Origin of the sequence: Paenibacillus sp. Cedars, from assembly GCF_003184205.1 — a bacterium.
GTDB lineage: Bacteria > Bacillota > Bacilli > Paenibacillales > Paenibacillaceae > Paenibacillus_AQ > Paenibacillus_AQ glucanolyticus.
Genome location: NZ_CP020866.1, coordinates 6,320,784 through 6,340,324, shown reverse-complemented (window position 1 = coordinate 6,340,324; position 19,541 = coordinate 6,320,784). Strand labels below are relative to the sequence as shown.

The 19,541-nt window shown below is 52.5% G+C and carries 17 protein-coding genes and 1 riboswitch; of the genes, 1 reads left to right on the top strand and 16 read right to left on the bottom strand.

Features of this window, described 5'->3' with window-relative positions; all coding sequences use genetic code 11:
- Positions 1-50 precede the first annotated feature (50 nt).
- The 15 genes from wecB to fni form a co-directional block, all read right to left on the bottom strand.
- A complete protein-coding gene (wecB, locus tag B9D94_RS30420; RefSeq protein ID WP_006213102.1) occupies positions 51-1,208 on the bottom strand; it encodes a non-hydrolyzing UDP-N-acetylglucosamine 2-epimerase in 1,158 nt (385 codons plus the stop codon).
- Positions 1,209-1,282: 74 nt separating this feature from the next.
- Positions 1,283-1,912, bottom strand: coding sequence for a uracil phosphoribosyltransferase (gene upp, locus B9D94_RS30415; RefSeq protein WP_006213103.1), 630 nt, complete (start codon positions 1,910-1,912; stop codon positions 1,283-1,285).
- A gap of 333 nt (positions 1,913-2,245) precedes the next feature.
- On the bottom strand, positions 2,246-3,496 hold the full coding sequence (gene glyA / locus B9D94_RS30410) for a serine hydroxymethyltransferase (RefSeq protein ID WP_006213104.1): 1,251 nt from the start codon (positions 3,494-3,496) through the stop codon (positions 2,246-2,248).
- Positions 3,497-3,587: 91 nt separating this feature from the next.
- Positions 3,588-4,172, bottom strand: a complete 585-nt coding sequence (locus B9D94_RS30405) for a TIGR01440 family protein (protein WP_148248661.1) — start codon at positions 4,170-4,172, stop codon at positions 3,588-3,590.
- Positions 4,173-4,261: 89 nt separating this feature from the next.
- The gene (gene rpiB / locus B9D94_RS30400; RefSeq protein WP_006213106.1) at positions 4,262-4,726 is read right to left on the bottom strand and encodes a ribose 5-phosphate isomerase B; all 465 of its coding nucleotides are present in this window, start codon (positions 4,724-4,726) and stop codon (positions 4,262-4,264) included.
- Between the two features lie 114 nt (positions 4,727-4,840).
- Positions 4,841-4,922: riboswitch (ZMP/ZTP riboswitch) on the bottom strand.
- Positions 4,923-5,018: 96 nt separating this feature from the next.
- Positions 5,019-5,606: a low molecular weight protein arginine phosphatase gene (locus B9D94_RS30395; RefSeq protein ID WP_036639999.1), complete on the bottom strand. Its 588-nt coding sequence runs from the start codon at positions 5,604-5,606 to the stop codon at positions 5,019-5,021.
- Positions 5,607-5,660: 54 nt separating this feature from the next.
- On the bottom strand, positions 5,661-6,224 hold the full coding sequence (locus B9D94_RS30390; RefSeq protein WP_036640001.1) for a manganese efflux pump MntP: 564 nt from the start codon (positions 6,222-6,224) through the stop codon (positions 5,661-5,663).
- 169 nt (positions 6,225-6,393) lie between these two features.
- Positions 6,394-7,431, bottom strand: a complete 1,038-nt coding sequence (locus B9D94_RS30385) for an L-threonylcarbamoyladenylate synthase (RefSeq protein WP_100086553.1) — start codon at positions 7,429-7,431, stop codon at positions 6,394-6,396.
- Positions 7,432-7,749: 318 nt separating this feature from the next.
- Complete coding sequence (spoIIR, locus tag B9D94_RS30380; protein WP_063478012.1) at positions 7,750-8,445, bottom strand: stage II sporulation protein R; 696 nt, start codon at positions 8,443-8,445, stop codon at positions 7,750-7,752.
- A gap of 278 nt (positions 8,446-8,723) precedes the next feature.
- Positions 8,724-9,902, bottom strand: coding sequence for an FtsW/RodA/SpoVE family cell cycle protein (locus B9D94_RS30375; protein ID WP_006213112.1), 1,179 nt, complete (start codon positions 9,900-9,902; stop codon positions 8,724-8,726).
- A gap of 289 nt (positions 9,903-10,191) precedes the next feature.
- Positions 10,192-11,385 (bottom strand): FtsW/RodA/SpoVE family cell cycle protein, encoded by a 1,194-nt coding sequence (locus B9D94_RS30370; protein WP_148248659.1) that lies wholly within the window; start codon positions 11,383-11,385, stop codon positions 10,192-10,194.
- Between the two features lie 130 nt (positions 11,386-11,515).
- A complete protein-coding gene (gene prmC / locus B9D94_RS30365; protein ID WP_063478014.1) occupies positions 11,516-12,406 on the bottom strand; it encodes a peptide chain release factor N(5)-glutamine methyltransferase in 891 nt (296 codons plus the stop codon).
- 4 nt (positions 12,407-12,410) lie between these two features.
- Positions 12,411-13,478: a peptide chain release factor 1 gene (gene prfA, locus B9D94_RS30360; protein ID WP_006213115.1), complete on the bottom strand. Its 1,068-nt coding sequence runs from the start codon at positions 13,476-13,478 to the stop codon at positions 12,411-12,413.
- Positions 13,479-13,709: 231 nt separating this feature from the next.
- Positions 13,710-14,810: a redox-regulated ATPase YchF gene (ychF, locus tag B9D94_RS30355; protein ID WP_148248658.1), complete on the bottom strand. Its 1,101-nt coding sequence runs from the start codon at positions 14,808-14,810 to the stop codon at positions 13,710-13,712.
- A gap of 182 nt (positions 14,811-14,992) precedes the next feature.
- Positions 14,993-16,108 (bottom strand): type 2 isopentenyl-diphosphate Delta-isomerase, encoded by a 1,116-nt coding sequence (gene fni, locus B9D94_RS30350; RefSeq protein WP_148248657.1) that lies wholly within the window; start codon positions 16,106-16,108, stop codon positions 14,993-14,995.
- A 370-nt stretch (positions 16,109-16,478) separates the two neighbouring features.
- Between fni and B9D94_RS30345 the strand changes: the two genes are divergently transcribed.
- Entirely contained in the window at positions 16,479-17,951 is a 1,473-nt protein-coding gene (locus B9D94_RS30345; RefSeq protein ID WP_253806199.1) for a phospholipase D family protein, read from the top strand.
- A gap of 63 nt (positions 17,952-18,014) precedes the next feature.
- Here the strand turns inward: B9D94_RS30345 and cls are convergent, their stop codons facing one another.
- Entirely contained in the window at positions 18,015-19,517 is a 1,503-nt protein-coding gene (cls, locus tag B9D94_RS30340) for a cardiolipin synthase (protein WP_006213117.1), read from the bottom strand.
- Between the last annotated feature and the right edge of the window lie 24 nt (positions 19,518-19,541).

Here is a 19,541-nt window from a genome sequence, read left to right as displayed (position 1 = left end):
CCGTACAGTTCAACTGTATGCTGTACCCTTGCCAATCAGAATACACTAAACTATGCCTTTGTGAACATTCTGTGAAATTCTTCGGGACGGTTTTTTCGGATGCCGAAATGGTGCAAAATCGCATTGACAATCCGCTGCGAAGCTTGTCCATCGCCATACGGATTAGCGGCTTTGCTCATCTTCTCATACAGTTCCTGATCCGTCAGAAGAACCTTGATCCGATCGTACACATTCTCTTCTTGGGTACCCACCAGCTCCAAAGTTCCCGCTTCAATGCCTTCCGGGCGTTCCGTTGTATCCCGAAGCACCAGCGTCGGCACGCCGAATGACGGAGCTTCCTCCTGCATGCCGCCGGAATCCGTAATGATGAGATGCGTATGAGTATACATATTGTTCATGTCCACGACATCCAGCGGGTCAATCAGCTTAATCCGCGGATGATTCCCCAAAATACGGTGAGCCGGTTCCTTCACGGCAGGGCTCGGATGCACAGGATAGACGATAGCGATATCCTCGAATTCGTCGGCTATGCGCTTGACTGCCTCAAAAATCTGGCGATGCGGCTCCCCTTGGGATTCGCGGCGATGCGCCGTCATCAGGATCAAGCGTTTGCCCTTCGCCCAGTCCAGAACCGGATGGGTATAACCTTCACGCACCGTGTACTGGAACACGTCCGTAGCCGTATTACCCGTAACATAAATGCGGGATTCCGGCTTGTTCTCCTTGCGGAGATTCTCGGCGGACCAGTTCGTCGGCGCAAAGTGAAGATCAGCAAGCACGCCGGTCAACTGACGGTTCATCTCCTCCGGATAAGGATTCAGCTTGTTCCAGGTTCGTAAACCTGCCTCTACGTGGCCTACCTGTATCTGCTGCAGGAAAGCGGCATAGCTAGCCAGGAACGTTGTCAGCGTGTCACCATGCACCAGCACGATATCCGGCTTGGCCTCACGCAGGACAGGCTCTAGCCCCTCCAGAACGCGAACTGTGATTTCGTTCAACGTCTGGCGGTCCTTCATCACATCCAAATCATAATCCGGGACAATCTTGAACACATCGAGCACCTGATCGAGCATTTGACGGTGCTGTGCAGTTACACAAACCACCGATTCTATATGCTCAGGGTGACGCTGAAGCTCCAGAATAAGCGGCGCCATCTTGATCGCTTCGGGGCGGACCCCAAAAATAGTCATCACTTTCACTTTTGACATGATTGAAAATACCCCTCTTTTTCATGCTTGTTATTCTCATTATTCAAGTTGCACAAATGGCTCAGGCTTGTCTCCTATTTCGTTCCGTACAAGCGATCCCCTGCATCGCCAAGGCCCGGTACGATATAACCATGGTCATTCAGCCCCTCGTCAAGAGCAGCGACGTAGATGTCCACGTCCGGATGAGCATCATGGACGGCCTTCACGCCTTCCGGTGCAGCCACAAGATTCATCATCTTGATCTGCGTGCAGCCGCGCTTCTTCAGCACGTCGATCGCAGCGATCGCAGAGCCGCCAGTCGCCAGCATCGGATCAATCACGATTAATTCGCGCTCCGTAACGTCTGTTGGAAGTTTCGTGTAATATTCGACAGGCTGGAGCGTTTCCGGGTCACGGAACAATCCGACATGGCCTACCTTTGCTGCGGGGAGCAGTTTTACAACCCCGTCCAGCATACCCAGGCCAGCGCGCAGAATCGGCACCAGACCGAGCATTCTGCCGGAAATGACTTTCCCCTGCGTTTCCGCTACCGGCGTCTGCACGGATATCGACTCAAGAGGAACCTCCCGTGTAATCTCATAAGCCATCAAAGTCGCGACTTCGTCTACCAATTCGCGAAAATCTTTGGTGTTAGTCCGCATATCGCGGATAAATGTAAGTTTGTGTTGAATCAACGGGTGATCACAAATCACCAATTTTCCCATGTCAGGTCCCTCCGGTTTGAATGCAAATGTTATTTCAATATGGGCATAAATCGTTGTGAGCTCCATAAATCCTGTCTATTATATCATTCCCTCTAGTCAATTGACACCTGCACCGGTCATGTTTATTTCCCGCTTGTTTCGACCTTGTGACGGGACCGCCACCGGCTAGACCTAGGTTTTCCATTTTCGCCTATATTGATGCTATCCGCAGTCGCTGACTGGAAAAATATGAGCAAAGCAATCTGGCCAGAATGTTTATAGCTCTGAAAAGGACCCCACCTGCATCAGGCGGGGTCCTCTTATCATAAGCCTCTGGAACGGACTAAACTGTGATTAATATTTCATTTCGGCATAGAGAGGGTATTGATCTGTAAGTTCAGCCACCATACGGCCTGCTTGTTCAAGGGTCGCCTCGTCTTTAGGCTGCTTCAATGTCATGGCAATAACCTTCGCGATGGTAACCATCGCCTTCTCATCCATGCCGCGGGAAGTTACCGCAGGCGTACCGATGCGAATACCGCTCGTTACAAACGGACTCGTCGGATCGAACGGGATGGCGTTCTTGTTCACGGTGATGCCGATGGAATCCAGCACCTTCTCCGCGTCCTTGCCTGTGATATCCAGATTGCGGGTATCAATCAGCATCAGATGGTTATCGGTTCCGCCGGAAACGATGTTCAGCCCTTCCTCGATCAGGGTATCGGCCAGAACTTTTGCGTTCTTCACCACATGCTCCGCATAGGTCTTGAAGGACGGATCCAATGCTTCACCAAGGGCCACAGCCTTGGAAGCAATGACATGCATCAGCGGTCCGCCCTGGGAACCCGGGAATACCGCTTTATCGATCGCTTGTGCCCAAGCTTTTTTGCACAGAATCATACCGCCGCGAGGCCCGCGAAGCGTCTTATGCGTTGTGGTGGTAACAAAATGAGCATGTGGAACCGGACTCGGATGAAGACCCGCCGCAACAAGACCTGCAATATGAGCCATATCGACCATGAATAACGCACCAACGTCGTTCGCGATGGCCGCAAGTTTTTCAAAATCAATGATACGTGGGTAGGCACTTGCTCCGGCCACGATCATGCGAGGACGATGCTTGAAGGCCGCTTTGCGAACTTCATCGTAATCGATCAGGAACGTATCTTCTTGCACGCCGTAAGCAACGAAGTTGTACAGAAGGCCCGAAGCGTTAACAGGACTTCCGTGAGTCAAATGGCCGCCATGAGCGAGGTTCATGCCAAGAACGGTATCTCCAGGCTTGAGCGCAGCCAAATACACCGCCATGTTCGCTTGTGCACCGGAATGCGGCTGCACGTTCACATGCTCGGCACCGAACAATTCCTTGGCACGGTCACGGGCGATATCCTCCACGATATCCACACGCTCACAACCACCGTAGTAGCGTTTGCCAGGGTAGCCTTCCGCATATTTATTCGTCAGCACGGTCCCCATTGCTTCCATAACCGCTTCGCTGACAATATTCTCCGAGGCGATCAGCTCAATATTGCTGCGTTGACGCTTCAGTTCCAAATCCATTGCTTCCAGTACAGCCGGGTCATTCTTCCGCAAATGTTCCATCATGTTCATATCCTCCCATAATCCATCGTTATTTTGGTTGCCAAATTAAAACTAAAGATATAACAAATAACAAAAAAGCGAGCTTTCATTCGAATCAATCGCACTGCGCCCCATCATCCTTCTGCTCGAACCGGTACACCGCACGCTCCCCGCCAATCAGCTTCGGCCGGGTATAGGCAGCCGTAACGCGAGCCTCACCAACATAACGCACGCTTGGCCGGAAAGGTACCGCCACTCGCCGCAAATGCATGCCGATCAGCGTCTCGCCAATATCGACTCCTGCATGAGCTTCAATGGATTCCGCAAGGCAAGGCTCCTTCATGCTGCGATAGGCCGCCGAAGCCATAGATCCGCCTGCTCCCAGTATGGGAACAGCCGCCACTTCCGTCAAGCGCAGCCGCTCAAGCAGATCGCGCTCCATGACAAGTGCACGGTTCAAATGCTCACAGCATTGATAAGCCACAGCAAAACCGAACTCCGCTTGAACTTCGGCGATGCCTTGGAGAAGCTGCTGCGCAGTCTCAAGCGCGCCGCCTGTACCGATCCGGCGGCCGACCACTTCGCTGGTGCTGGCCCCGATGACCAGAACTTTACCCGGGCCCAAAACAGCCGCTTCGGCCAGTTCGCGGACAATGCCCGCTGTCTGTTCATTCAAGGAAATCTTAGAGATGTCCGTCATGTCACAGTCCTCCCGATGTTTTTTTCACAGAAGCACTTCATTCCCTCATCACGATAAGCCGCGATGAATAACATACTGATCGACACGAACTATCGCAATCCGTTCTTCAGGTAACGCTCCTCGATGGCTTTGATCTTGTTCACTCGGCCGACATGGCGTTCGCCTTGGCTGAAATCCGTTGTCAGCCATGCGCTTACGATCTCTGCTGCAAGTCCGGGACCGACTACGCGTTCACCCAGTGCAATCACATTGCTGTCATTATGTTCGCGCGTCGCTTTTGCCGAGAACACATCATGGGTCAGCGCGCAGCGGATACCGGGCACCTTGTTGGCCGCGATACTCATGCCAATCCCTGTACCACAGATCAGAATCCCGCGATCCGCTTCACCCGAGACCACCTTCTCGCACACCGGAAGCGCATAATCGGGATAATCCACAGAATCGGAGCAGCCGCAGCCAAGATCCTCCACCTCATGTCCCAGACCCCGAATGACCTCCACGATCTCCTCTTTCAGACGAATGCCGGCATGATCCGTACCCAATGCGATTTTCATCTATGAAAAACCCCCTCGTATGTTCGCTTTTGCGTTTTAGCTTGTTCCATTATAACTCAAATTCCGCGCAAAAGACGAAAAAAGAGCAGTCGGCGCACGTGTTGTGCTCCAAATGCTCTTTGCCCAGGCGACCGGCCGTATATTCCGATGCTCCATCGTGGTTTCATCCACTTCGTCGCCAGTTACACCGGATCCTTTGTTTTTCACCTTCATCTTAAATCAATACGGGGTGAAAGGCAAGCGGCTTTTTAGCCCAATTATACGCTCGCTTCTAAACACAAAAGGGGTCGCCCTATTTATGCCGCTCGGACTCCAGCTTGTCCAGCAATCGGAATAACGCCGTCCGAATCTCGGCCGCTGTCGCTTCGTATTCTTCCCGCGAACCGCCGAACGGATCGGAAATATCAAAGCTCGGAATGCGCTGACGCAGCTCAATCAGGCGTTCCCGATCGCTGTCACTTACATCCCTTCCGAGAGATCGGGCCAGCTCCAGCGTTGCATACAGGCTATCCTGCTCCTGCAGATCTTCGAGCACCCTGCGGTCATCCTCAACGAATTCCTTCAGCGTGTGCATCTTGTCTGCCGCATGCGGAAACTGACGAATGGCATACTGCTTATGCGACTGGGTCAACGTAAGAATCAGATCTGCCCACGCTACCAGTTGCGCCGTCAGAGGTTTGGACACCAAGCGGTCCTGGATATCCTGATCACGAAGTATCGATTCCGCGTGATGGGACACCGGCATTCCATCCACGGCCGATACACCTGCCGAACGAATCTCCAGCGGAGTTCCTCGCTGCTTGGACAGCTTGCGCAGCATCCCTTCAGCCATTGGACTGCGGCAAGTATTTCCCGTGCAAACAAACAGTATATTTTTCACAGTCCCGTTCCTCCTGTTAGTAGGTTCTTTGGGGATATTGTATCAAATATTGCGTTAAATGATAAACATGATGCCGAAGATGACCAAAATGAGTCCTCCGAGCATCTCGCCATACTCCCCCAGCTTATCGCTTACCTGGCGACCCAGCAGCAAGCCGAGAATCGACATCAAGCCGCCCACGATACCGAAAGAGACCACAATCAACCAAACATCATCCACGAACATGCCAAGCGAAACCCCCACCGAGAACGAATCGATGCTGACGCTGAGGGAAAACAGCAGCATGGCCAAAAAGGCGGTTGGATGAATTCGCTGGCCTTCTCCGCCACGCAAGGCATTATAAATCATATGTCCACCCAGCAGGAGCAGCAGCCCACCGGCTGCAAGCCCTGTAACGTGGCCCAATAATATTCCTACATAATGGCCGGCAAATAAACCCAGCAGGGGCATTAACATATGAAACAGCGCAATCATGAAACTAATGCCCAGCATATAGCCAAGGCGCATGCCGCTTCTCATCCCGACTCCGATTCCAAGCGAAAATGCGTCTAGCCCGAGTGCAACCGCCATCAGCAGAATCGCCGCAAGCTGTCCCGATTGGACAGACGCCTCCAACATGCTCATTCCCCCAAGTCCCATGGTCTTGTACACCATATGCGGACAAGGGTTAAATGATTCCAAAACCGTTTATTCGACTGGGGAATCCCGGCAAAGCCTCCCCTTCCTCTTGCATATTACGAGAAAGGATTGAGAGAATCACTCACAAACTGGTGCCAGGACTTGGAGTTCAATCCACATTGATGATGTGATGTCCCGCGGCCTTCAGCAGCCGGTTCATGACGGCTGCGCCAACGCCCCGATCCGGGCACGCTTCGGCCAGGATGAAGGTCGCGCCTTCGTCATCGAAGTGACGAAGGCCGGCGTACAGCCGGCGGGCCGCTTCCTCCGGCGCGGCCAGGCTGCCGAGCGAGACGGCAACGTCCGCGCGGTAGTGGCCGATGTGCTCGTCGAACGACAGCACACCGGTCACTTCTCCGCGCCGGGCGGCCGCCTCAAGCTCGGCCGCAATGCGTGCCGACACGGCGTCGGCACGCGGGCCCTGCACCACGCACATCGCACCCTTCGGTGCGTAGTGCGTGTACTTCATGCCCGGCGAGCGCGGCGCCGGGCCTTCCGCCTCCCCGGCGGCGCGCTGCAGCGCCGGGTCGAGGCGCACGCTTGCCGCTACGGCGGCAAGCTGCTCGGCCGTGACGCCGCCGGGGCGGAGCACCGTCACGGCGCCATCCTCGCCGACCTGCACAACGGTCGACTCGACGCCCACCCCGGCAGGGCCGCCGTCAAGCACGCCGTCAATGTAACCGGCGAGATCTGCCAGCACATGGCTGGCTAGCGTCGGGCTCGGCCGGCCCGAGCGGTTGGCGCTCGGTGCAGCAAGCGGACGCCCTGCAGCGCTGATCAGGGCAAGCGCAACGCTGTGATCAGGCATCCGCACAGCAACGGTATCCAGACCAGCGGTTACACGCGGTGACACAGCGTCCCGCTTCACGGGTAGTACCAGCGACAAAGGTCCGGGCCAAAAGGAGTCCATCAGCGCCCTTTCCGTTTCGTTCACATGCTGGACCAAACCCTCAAGCTGCGCAAGCTCCGAAATATGGACAATCAACGGATTGTCCGCCGGACGCCCCTTCGCAGCAAAGATGCGCTCCACCGCTTCGGTATTGCCCGCATCGGCACCGAGGCCATACACCGTTTCGGTCGGAAACGCCACCGTGCCGCCCTGGGCCAACACCAACCCGGCTTCCTGAAGCTCCGGCTCCGCCGCCATTTTCAAGCTCTCCTGGAAGAGCGAGGTTGGTACATGCCAAACCTTGGTTGTTGTCTCTGAATTATGGATGCCGCCATTCCGCTGTCCTTGTTGCAATCCGTCATTTCCGTTCTGTTCCATACCTACCCCAAGCTTTCTGTATATAAAATATATAAACATCAAATTCCGTTTTGCGCTTACTTCAAAAATAAAAAGTGCTTTGGTTCTTCAGTCCCGTGCCAGTTCCATTCGAAACCAGTCGCGCCAAAGAGAAAGCACTCTTCTATACTAAAGTTTATCATACACCGTCAGGATTGAACATCAATCCGCTCCTAATCCTTAAAACAGGCTCGCCACCCAATTCCAAATCCCCAGAAACATATCCCACAGAAAGAACCGAACTTCAGGTTTACTATCGCCTGCATTCTTCGGAGTTTCCTCCTGAGGCGTTTCGCCAGCGTCGGCAGAAGCCGTTTGGACACCCGTGTCAACGGATTGTGCCGCAGCATCCCCGCTGCCGCCATCAATGAAGCAGAGCGGCGGGAACAAAACACACCACCAGTTTTGGCCTTGGCCTTCGCCTAAAGTGATCCGCAGCGCATCATAGTCGCCGGCCGGATAGACCGTTCCCCCGTACAGCTTGGTTGGGAACGGCACTACGCCAAGCTCCACTTGATAACTGTAGGTAATGCCTCTTTTTCTCAATTCTTCCCCTACCAGCTGACGGATTTCCGGAAGATGCTGACGGGTTACTTCTTTGGCATCTTCAAGGCTCTGCGGATTCTCCAGCTGAAGAACCCAGAGCTGCATTTGCTCAACGACCGCGTCACGAATCTCTCGTTTCACGAGCTGATCGGACGGGTTATCTGAATTCGCGAGAATGCGAAGTCGAATCGATTCCTGGGGGATTGGACCGCCAACAACGGATGCATCAATCTGCTGTCCTTCCCACGTCATGATAACCATAAACATACAGGATAAGAGCACAACCATTTTCTTCACAATAATACGGAGGGTCTCACTATAATTCTTCATCTATGCCAGCCGCCTCTCTCAAACGAATAATCTATGATGCTATCAGTATGTCCGGCTGAGAGAGTTATAAACGTGGACTCTAGCAATTTGTTGGAAAAATCATAGATTCGCACAAATCAGGTTGCAAAAAAATAAAGATGCCCTCCCTAGGAACAGGGAACAGCATCTTTCGTTTTAGAGGGATATGGGTGTTCAGTGGGATTTCAAGATAATGGACATGGCCTATCTCAGATTAACTTGCGATACGCCATGATCATGTGACTCCTCATCCAAACAGACTATGCCTGCTTAGGCGAAGCCGGACGGTAAGCGTGGGGATCGGGCATATCTTCCTCCACTTCCTGCCCATGCAGTTTCACACTCATGGCTACCCCCAGACTGGCCATGCTGATGACGAGCGAGGTCCCCCCATAACTGATGAAAGGAAGTGTAATCCCGGTCAGTGGCATTAAACCGATGAACATCCCGATATTCTCGAAAATTTGGTACAAGAACATGGCAACGATCCCTATGATAAGAAACGGCCCGGCACGTTCTCGGGATTCAAGCGAAATCAGGATCAGCCGGTGGATCAATATGAAATACAACAGCAGCAGCACCGATGAGCCAATAAAACCGAATTCCTCGGCAATCTGTACAAAAATCGAATCCGAATACGCATACGGCACTCTGCCGGACTGGATCGACGACCCCTGCATATACCCCTCACCGCTCATGCCGCCTGAGGCAATAGCCAGCTTCGCGTTATTGGTATGATAACTTGCCTTTGCAGTTGCCTTCTCCGGGTATAGCCATGGATCGATCCGCTCCACCCAGTGGGGCTTAAGTATTTTTGATTCAAGCAGTTCATCATGATAATGAATGTAGGCCTGCGCTCCGCCGAAGGCTAATCCCGCCACAAGTGCAAGACCGATTAGCGCATGGGAGAACTTCACATTCCCGATCCAGAGCAAACCCAGCAGGATGATCACATAACTTAGCGCATTCCCCAGGTCATTCTGAGCCATGACAAGCACAAAAGGTATGAACGCCAAGAGCCCAATCGGGATAATATCCTTCCAGAAGGACAGCAGCGGTTTGTTTTTGCGCACCAATACATAGGACAGGAAAATAATAAGGACCAGCTTGAACAATTCGGCAGGCTGAATGCTTAATCCCCCAATATAAATCCAGCCCTGGGCACCGTTGATATCCTTTCCGATGAACATAACGAGGACCAGTACGGCCAAACCGCCCAAGTAAATATATTTGGCATATTTAATCAACAACCGGTAATCCAGCAGGCTTATGCCGAAAAAGGCAATGAAGCCGACAATGTAAAAAGCAATCATGCGGATATGAGAGCCTTCAAATTTGGTGTCAACGGTCGTGCTGTATATCGACGTAATGCTGATACCCATCATCAAAACCAGTACAAAAACAATAACGTAATCCATCTTCTTGAATTTCTGAAGCATGCTTATGATCCCCCTGTGCCCGGAGTCGTCAAACCCCGGTTTGCCTATACAGGCATATAACGATTCTTCGAACAGAAAGTTTGCCTTGTTTCCTTGTTTGCTTTGGCTTGTTGTCGATACATGATCATAATAAGCCCCTAATGAATTATTCTAAAAGATTTTCCTCCTTAACACAATTCAAGGACGTCCATCCTGCAATCGCTGGGCAGAAAACACAAAAGAGATGCTGCTTTCGATAGCATCCCTTGGATTCCCCGCTATGATCTTGTAGAAACACAAGCATCCCGAATCAAGCCTGTTGGGATGGTGCGGCAACGTACGTTGGAGAATTAGGATTAGGCAAATCCTCCTCCACTTCCTGTCCATGCAGCTTCACACTCATCGCCACCCCGAGACACGCCATGTTAATAATAAGCGATGTTCCGCCATAACTGATAAAAGGCAGCGTGATCCCTGTCAATGGCATTAACCCAATAAACATGCCGATATTCTCAAAGATTTGATACAGCAGCATGGCAACGATGCCGATGATAAGAAACGGCCCGGCTTTCCCCCGGCTTTCCAGTGAGATCAGGATCATCCTGTGAATGAGTATGAAATATAAAAGCAGCAGAACGGAGGAGCCGATAAAGCCGTATTCCTCAGCAATCTGCACAAAAATCGAATCCGAATACGTGTACGGTACGCGTGACGTTTGCACGGAGCTCCCCTGTAAGTACCCTTCACCACTCATACCGCCTGAAGCAATGGCCAGCTTCGCGTTGTTGGTATGGTAACTCGCTTTCGGAGTTGCTTTTTCCGGGATCAGCCACGGGTCAATCCGTTCCATCCAATGTCCGCGGCTCTCCATAATCTTCGATGCTTTAATCTCATCATGATAGTGGATATAGGCCTGTGCTCCGCCGAAGGCAACACCGGCTACAATCAGCAGCCCGATAAGCGCGTGCGTGAGCTTCACATTCCCGATCCATAACAGCCCAAGCAGGATGACGATATAACTTAGTCCATTGCCCAAATCATTCTGAACCATGACAATGGCAAACGGGATGAACGTCAACAATCCGATTGGAATGATATCCCGCCAAAAAGAAAGCTTCGCTTTATTCTTCCGAAGAAGAACATACGTTATAAATATGATGAGCACAAGCTTGAACAGCTCTGCAGGCTGAATATCCACGATACCGAGATCGATCCAACCCGTAGCATTGTTTTTGGTTTGACCGATGAAGGAAGGCAGCAGCAGCATGACCAATCCGCCGATGTATATGTGTATTGCGTATTTGGTCCAGATTCGGTAATCAATCAAGCTCAACCCGAAAAAAACTGCAAATCCGAGGATATAAATGACGGCCATCTTGATGTAGTGTCGCTCGTAGCCGGTCGTGTCAAAGGTGGCACTATATATCGATGTGATGCTGACAACCATCAGCATCAACAGCACAAAAACAATGACAAAATCAATCTTCTTGAGTTTCTGGAGCATGCTCTGGTCCCCCTGTGCCTGGAGCTGTACACACTGAGCTGTTATCAGTCCGTATCTACGATCTGAACGGAATAAAGATTACTCCGCCAAGTCCACTAACTATTCTAAAAGAAATCCACCCCGAATACAATTAACGGCAAATTCCCAGAACATGCCTGTCAATCCCGGCCAAATCCGGTACTGTGACGATTTCCTGCCAATGCCCTGTCTGGCGCAGCAGCTCGGCCACATCCCCGGCCTGGCCCATGCCCAGCTCAAAAGCGATCAGCCGCGGCGGCGCTGACAGCAGAGGCAGCTGTGCCATCATGATCCGGTACGGGTTCAATCCGTCGCGACCGCCGTCCAGAGCCGTGCGCGGCTCGTAATCGCGCACTTCCGGCTGCAGGCCCTCGATGTCCTCCGCCGGTATATAGGGCGGATTGGAGACGAGAATGTCCGGCGCAAGGCCGGCAAACGGCTCCAGCAGGTCCCCCTGCCGGAACTCCACATTCGCATGGAGCTGCTTCGCATTACGCGTGGCAACTTCGAGCGCTTCAGGCGAAATATCACTCGCCAGGAGTTCCCAGGAAGGGGCCTGCAGTGCCAGCGTAACAGCAATAACCCCGCTGCCGGTGCCAATGTCCATTGCCTTCAGCCTTCCTTCTGAACGCGGGGCAAGCTCCTGCCCATACTTCAGCACCGCCTCCACAAGCAGCTCGGTTTCCGGACGCGGAATGAGGACAGCCGGCGTAACTTCAAACGGCCGACCGTAAAATTCCTGCTCGCCGATAATATACTGCGCGGGAACGCCTTCCGCCTTGCGACGGATCGCTTCTTCCAAAGCGTGGCGGCATTCCGCCGGGAAAGGCTCCGGCAGGGCCATGTAATATGAGGATCCCGACAATCCCAGCACATGCTCCAGCAGCAGCTGCGCATTCCGCTGGGGCTCCATTACCCGCATGGCATCTAAAAAAGAAGAAGCCTCCACAAAGGCTTCTCTTATGCTGCGCTGCGGCGTCAATTCAAATATCGTCCGCTTCAAAGCGTTATACTCCTTTTTCCATCAGTTCAGCTTGCTCTGCAATCGTCAGTGCTGAAACGATCTCTTCAATCTCCCCGTTCATCACCTGATCCAGCTTGTGAACGGTAAGTCCGATCCGATGGTCCGTTACGCGGCTCTGCGGGAAATTGTACGTCCGAATCCGCTCGCTGCGGTCGCCCGTACCTACCTTGCTCTTCCGCTCCCCGGCATATTTCGCTTCTTCCTCTTGGCGCATCATATCAAAGATACGGGCACGAAGCACCTGCAGCGCCTTATCCTTATTGGAGTTCTGCGATTTGCCGTCCTGGCAAGTAGCCACGATGCCCGTCGGTATATGCGTCACACGCACCGCCGACTTGGTTGTGTTAACGGACTGGCCGCCTGCACCGCTGGAGCAGAACGTATCCACGCGGATATCCTTATCGTGGATTTCAATATCCACTTCTTCCGCCTCCGGCATAACGGCAACGGTTGAGGTGGAAGTATGAATACGGCCGCCGGATTCCGTTGTCGGAATGCGCTGGACACGGTGCGCGCCGCTCTCGAATTTCATTTTGCTGTAGGCACCGCGGCCGTTGATCATGAAGATGACTTCCTTGAATCCACCCAGATCATTCGTGTTAACGTCCATCAGCTCGACCTTCCAGCCTTGGGTATCCGCATAGCGGGTATACATCCGGTACAGGTCGGAAGCAAACAGGGCCGCCTCGTCTCCGCCAGCCGCTCCGCGAATTTCGATGATTACGTTCTTATCATCATTCGGGTCCTTCGGCAGCAGCAAAATACGGATTTTCTCCGCCAGCTCTCGCTCGCGCGTGGAAAGTTCCTCGATCTCCATTTTCACCATTTCGCGCATTTCGTCGTCCATCTTCTCGCCCTGCATGGTTTTGGCAGCTTCGAGTTCTTCAATTACATTTTTATATTCAACATAAGCCTCATATGCAGGCTGCAAATCGGATTGTTCTTTGGAATAATCCCTGAGCTTCTTGGAGTCATTAGCGACATCAGGATCGCACAACAGTTCACTTAATTTCTCGTAACGGTCCGCAAGGGATTGTAATCGGTCCAACAAAGGAATTCACCTCTCTAAGATATATTCCTGAAGATATGCCATTTCGTACTCCATATCCAAACAAAAATGAAGTGCAAACGACTTTTTATTTTACCATGAAACAACACATTTGACTAGCAGGCTGTTGACCTGGATAAACCGTTCTTTCCTTACAGGGCTCCACCACTAGAAAAAAACCACAGTCCCATGCACAAAGTGACATGGAGCCATGGCCTTTGAAACCTCTCGTTTCTAAACGTTGAAACGGAAATGCATCACATCGCCGTCGCTGACAACATACTCCTTGCCTTCCAGACGAAGCTGTCCACGTTCTTTCGCTCCGTTCATCGATCCAGCAGCAACCAAATCATCGTAAGCGACTACTTCAGCACGGATGAAGCCTCGTTCGAAGTCCGTATGGATAACAGCTGCCGCTTGCGGTGCCTTCGTTCCTTTGCGAATCGTCCACGCACGCACTTCCTGCACGCCAGCTGTAAAGTACGTGTACAGTCCAAGAAGGCTGTACGCTGCCTTGATCAGACGGTTCAGGCCGGATTCTTCAAGTCCCAGCTCCTCAAGGAACATCGCTCTATCCTCGCCTTCGAGCTCGGCAATTTCGGCTTCCACCTTCGCGCTGATCGGAACCACAATCGCATTCTCTGCCGCCGCGAAATCACGAACCTGCTGCACAAACGGATTGCTGTCCGCTTCCGCTACTCCGTCCTCGCTCAGGTTAGCCGCATACAGAACCGGCTTCAATGTCAGAAGGTGCAGGTCGCGAACAATCAGCTTCTCATCATCGCTGAGTTCGACGCTGCGTGCAGGCTGGTCGTTGTAAAGAGCTTCCTTCAGGCGCTCCAGCAGCTCAACTTCCTGGGCATACTGCTTGTTGCCGCCCTTCATATTCTTCTTGGCACGGTCAATCCGCTTCTCCACGCTGTCGAGATCAGCCAGGATCAGCTCCAGATTAATGGTCTGGATATCGCTCACCGGGTTCACTTTGCCATCGACGTGGGTAATGTTCTCATCTTCAAAGCAGCGAACCACGTGAACGATGGCATCCACTTCACGAATGTGGGCAAGAAACTTGTTCCCAAGCCCTTCGCCTTTGCTTGCACCGCGAACCAGACCCGCGATATCCACAAATTCAAAAGCCGTCGGAACCGTCTTGTTCGGTTGAACGAGCTCCGTCAGTTTATCGAGGCGCTCATCCGGCACTTCCACGACACCGACGTTCGGGTCAATTGTACAGAACGGGTAGTTAGCCGATTCGGCGCCCGCCTGTGTAATCGCATTAAACAATGTAGATTTGCCGACGTTTGGCAAACCGACGATCCCTGCCTTTAAAGCCATTTATGTGACAACTCCTTATTATAAGTTACTCTTATTAGTAAGTATTCAAAGCTTGGGTTCATATCACCTAAGCTGCCAATCCCAGCTAAACAATCTTATTAATTATAGCAGATACCCCATAGACTTCAATACGAATATACTGCCATCACTCCGTCCCGATTCCGGCAGTCAAGCCGGTCAATTCAGGCACGAATCAGACGCGCGGTGGACCTCAGAGCTTCGATGTTCCCTGCGCCAATTCCAAACATGGCTGTCTGCAGCTCCAATTCCACCTGCGCCAGCCGCTGGTCCAGCGCCTCTACAGAGTCAACGGCGGAGCCCAGCAATCCGCGTCCGAAGCCAGCCAGGTCAGCGCCCAGCGCTATCGCTTTCGCCGCATCAACGCCGTTTTGCAGCCCGCCACTGCCGATCAGGGTACAGGCAGGAGCAGCTTCCCGCACCTCCACAATGCATTCTGCGGTGGGATTGCCCCATCCGGCAAAAGCTTCCGCAGCGCCGCGGCGTACCGGGTCCTTGCTACGGAATTTCTCCACCTGGCTCCAGGAGGTGCCGCCCGCACCAGCCACATCGATGAACGCTGCCCCGATATCCAGCAGTCTTCGCGCGGTTTCTCCATCAATTCCCCAGCCGACCTCTTTAATGCCCACCGGCACTTCCAGCGTTCGGCACAGATCCTCAATTCGGCCAAGCAAACGACCAAACCGGGTATTCCCCTCCGGCTGAAATACCTCCTGGAGTCCATTCAGATGAAGAACGAGCATATCGGCACCCGCGATATCCACCGCCCGCTGGCAATCGTCAAGACCAAAGCCATAGTTCAGCTGTACAGCCCCCAGGTTTGCGATAACCGGCACACTCGGTGCACACTCTCTCACGCGGAACGTAGGAGCAAGCTCCTCCTTCTCCACAGCAGCCCGGACAGAGCCCACCCCAAGCGCCCAGCCGCGGCGCTCCGCAGCTTCGGCCAGCCTCATATTGATCTCTCCGGTCGCCTTGCTTCCTCCCGTCATGGAGCTGATCAGCAATGGCGTTCGTACCGGAATATCCAGAAACGTGGTGTCCAGTTTAATATCTTCAAAGTCGATCTCCGGCAGCGCGGAGTGACGGAAGCGGTAACGTTCAAAGCCTGATGTTAAACCGACGGAACCTACCTCCTCATCAAGGCATAGGCGCACATGCTCTATTTTTCGTTCACCGGTTGGTACTTCCGGCAGCAGCCGGCCCTCGTATCTCCCGGTTCCACTGCCAGTAATGGTTTCAGCGGGCATGCCCGCAGTATCTTTATGTTCTGAATTCATTCCGTGCCTCCTTGTTCAAGTAATTCATCCTTAAATTAACCATCTTATTAACGTGCACAGGGTGCCGGATATGGCCGGTTGTATGATATGAAGAACAACAAGCAAAAATATAAGCCAGATGTCCGTTTTCTGCCGCATGGAATGAAACAAAAAACCGTATATTATCATTCTACCCCTGAAACAGGTCAACAACCCGGCATAAGGAGCCTTATCACATATGGCAGACGGAGTGCGTCATGTCCAGTGATTGATGTTAATTAACGTTATACAACTGAAAGTTATAGGAGGATGGGCTATTTTGGATTTCCGTCATTTATTTCGCAGCCGCACTTCAGATCATCCGCATCCCCCTGATGGAGATACTCCACTTATGCCAGGTAAAGCGCATACCAAAGGTTCCCGAACACGAAAATATATTTTTACCGGCCTTGTCCTTCTCATTCTATGGCTGATCGGCGTGATGATCTATCAGACTCACAAGCCTCTGCCCAAGGGGATTTCTTACGAAAGCCCGCTCTATCAGAGCGAGGTTGCCATGTGGGTCGACCTGACCTATCCCGGTCCGGACGGTCAACCGGTCCATGATCGCGAGATCGGACCGCGCATCGGCCAGATTATTGATGAATCCCGAAAATTCCTGGTCATCGATATGTTTCTGTTCAACGGTTACGCCCATAAAGGCCAGACATTTCCGAAGGTGAGTGAGGAGCTCACCGATCGCCTTGTGAAGCATAAACAAAAATATCCCGATATGGACATCTTCTTTATCAGCGATGAAGTCAACACCGGATATGGTTCCTATCCGCTTCCGGAGTTCGAGGCCATGAAGGCCGCGGGCATTCAAGTCATTATAACCGATGTCAACCGGCTGCGGGATTCGACGCCGATCTATTCCGCTGTATGGCGCACCTTTTTCCAGTGGTTTGGTCAATCCGGCAAAGGAACGCTCCCCAATCTGATGGCAAACGAAGCGCCCGATATTACCATTCGCTCCTATCTGAAGCTGCTGAACGTGAAGGCCAATCATCGTAAGGTCGTCATCAGCGAAAACACAGCGCTTGTCACTTCAGCCAACATTCATGATGCCAGCGCTTTCCACTCGAACATCGCTTTTGAAACAAGCGGCGACATCATTGGCGATATACTGGCCACTGAGCAAGCTGCCGTCAATCTTTCAAGCGATATCAAACTGCCGGCATATGAACCGAAGGCGGCAGCTCCCAAGCAGCCTTCCGGGCAGGCTGGCAGCGTCGATGTTCGGTACCTGACGGAAGGGAAAATATACAAATACGTTTTGGAGTCCATTGAGCAGTCTCAATCCGGAGATACACTCTGGATGGGGATGTTCTATCTGGCTGACGGCAAGGTGATGGACCAGCTTCTGAAAGCCTCGGAGCGCGGCGTCGACATACGCCTTATCCTGGATCCGAACCAGAATGCATTCGGCAGGGAAAAAATCGGGATCCCCAACCGTCCGGCTGCCGCTGAACTCATCAAGAAATCAAAGGGCAATATCTCCGTTCGTTGGTACAACACCGGTAAAGAGCAGTATCATACCAAACTGATGTACATTGCCAAACCAACTGGCAAGTCCGTAATGACGGGCGGATCCACTAATTTCACCCAGCGAAATCTGGCCGATCTGAATCTGGAGAACAACCTGTGGATCGCCGCCCCAAAGGATCATCCGCTTGCCCGGGACCTGGACCGGTATTTTAATCAGATATGGTTCAACGAGGGCGCCGAATTCAGTCTTGATGCCGGAGCTTATCAGGGAAAAACCACCTGGATCAAAGATGTTCTGTTCCGGATTCAGAAGTTCCTCGGGTTCACAACCTTCTAACAATTAGGCCGACATGAACGCGCGTTGAGTGCAGCTGCATTCAACGCGCGTTCCCCTGCCGATTTACAACAGAGGTGACATCAGCCGGGCTGCCGATTCCAGCAGCCTGGTCATGATCCTCTTCTTGCGGGTATGGTTGCGGTCATACACGATGGCCGATTCCAGATCCTGCTCGAAATCCGACACAAGCTTGGCCACGCTTTCCGTATGTACCAAGAGTGCGTTAACCTCGAAATTAAGATGAAAACTCCGCATGTCCATATTGGCGGTGCCAATCGTCGCGATTTCCCCGTCCACGATCAGCAGCTTGGAATGCATGAAACCTTTCTCATATTCATATACCCGCACCCCAACATCCAGCAGAGCGGGAAAATAGGAGTGGGAAGCCAGGAAGGGCAGCCACTTGTCCGGTTTCGACGGAAACAGGATCCGTACGTCAAGCCCTGACAAGGCAGCAACCCGGAGCGCGGTTAGAATATCTTCATCCGGTATAAAATAGGGTGTCGCCAGCCAGACGGATTTGCGAGCCGACACAATCATGGAGAAGAAAATATTTTTGAGCGCCCTCCGCTCATTGTCCGGTCCGCTCGCAATAATCTGGACCGCTCCACTGCGGTTCTCCAGCAGATCCGGTGAATAATAGATCGGCTCGCTCGGCTGCTCTCCTGTCATGTACTGCCAATCCTGCAGAAATACAACCTGAAGCGTCCTTACAGCCTCTCCACGGATAAGCATATGGGTGTCTCGCCAGAAACCAAAGGCCTTGCTGCGGCTCAAGTACTCATCACCTACATTCAATCCGCCAACGAATCCAACACTGCCGTCAATGACAACGATTTTGCGATGATTGCGGTAATTTACACGGCTGGTAAAAAATATCGTTTTCGGACTGCCAAACACGGCGACCTGTATGCCGGCATCCCTCATCTCCTGAAGGAAGGCCGGCGGCAGCTGCAGGCTGCCCACGGCATCTACCATAAACCGAACGGCAATGCCTTCCCTCGCCTTGCGGATCAAAATTTCCTGAATCTGCGTGCCGATGGCATCCGGCCGATAAATGTAATACTCCATATGGATATGATGCACGGCCCGTTCCAGCTCCGCTATCAATGCCGCGAACGTCTCTTCCCCATCGGTCAGCACCCGCGAGTCACTGGAGAAGGAAATCGGCGTGCGCGCCAGCCGGGAAGACAGCTGAAGCAGCTGCTGCGTTTCAGGCTTAAAGCAGGAAACGTCAGGGGTGCTCTTGCGGAGCACCTCGCTGGTGTATACCAGGACGTCCTTCTGTGCTTTTTTATCATATTTTCTCCGTTTGAAGTAGTTCTGCCCGAACAAGAAATAAAAAACAAGCCCGACGATGGGAACGAGCGCAAGCAGCAGAATCCAGGCCATGGTGCTGGAAGGATGGCGGTTCTCCATAAAAATCATGAATCCGATAGATACTACGGTGAGGGTGGAGAAGATCCCGATGACCGTCCCTGTCGTCTTTCCGAAATAATGCATGCCAAAATAATAAAACGCGATCAAAAGCGCGGTGATCAGTACAGCCTCTATTCCCTTTCTCATATCAGTTTACCCCTTGTTATTCAT

Coding starts and splice junctions, on each gene's coding strand:
- glyA (WP_006213104.1), bottom strand. CDS start 3,496: ATGATGGAACATTTGCGGAAGAATGACCCGGCTGTACTGGAAGCAATG.
- B9D94_RS30345 (WP_253806199.1), top strand. CDS start 16,479: ATGCCAGGTAAAGCGCATACCAAAGGTTCCCGAACACGAAAATATATT.
- B9D94_RS30375 (WP_006213112.1), bottom strand. CDS start 9,902: ATGCTTCAGAAATTCAAGAAGATGGATTACGTTATTGTTTTTGTACTG.
- rpiB (WP_006213106.1), bottom strand. CDS start 4,726: ATGAAAATCGCATTGGGTACGGATCATGCCGGCATTCGTCTGAAAGAG.
- B9D94_RS30370 (WP_148248659.1), bottom strand. CDS start 11,385: ATGCTCCAGAAACTCAAGAAGATTGATTTTGTCATTGTTTTTGTGCTG.
- wecB (WP_006213102.1), bottom strand. CDS start 1,208: ATGTCAAAAGTGAAAGTGATGACTATTTTTGGGGTCCGCCCCGAAGCG.
- upp (WP_006213103.1), bottom strand. CDS start 1,912: ATGGGAAAATTGGTGATTTGTGATCACCCGTTGATTCAACACAAACTT.
- ychF (WP_148248658.1), bottom strand. CDS start 14,810: ATGGCTTTAAAGGCAGGGATCGTCGGTTTGCCAAACGTCGGCAAATCT.
- cls (WP_006213117.1), bottom strand. CDS start 19,517: ATGAGAAAGGGAATAGAGGCTGTACTGATCACCGCGCTTTTGATCGCG.
- fni (WP_148248657.1), bottom strand. CDS start 16,108: ATGAATTCAGAACATAAAGATACTGCGGGCATGCCCGCTGAAACCATT.
- spoIIR (WP_063478012.1), bottom strand. CDS start 8,445: ATGAAGAATTATAGTGAGACCCTCCGTATTATTGTGAAGAAAATGGTT.
- B9D94_RS30390 (WP_036640001.1), bottom strand. CDS start 6,224: ATGTTGGAGGCGTCTGTCCAATCGGGACAGCTTGCGGCGATTCTGCTG.
- B9D94_RS30385 (WP_100086553.1), bottom strand. CDS start 7,431: ATGGCGGCGGAGCCGGAGCTTCAGGAAGCCGGGTTGGTGTTGGCCCAG.
- B9D94_RS30405 (WP_148248661.1), bottom strand. CDS start 4,172: ATGACGGACATCTCTAAGATTTCCTTGAATGAACAGACAGCGGGCATT.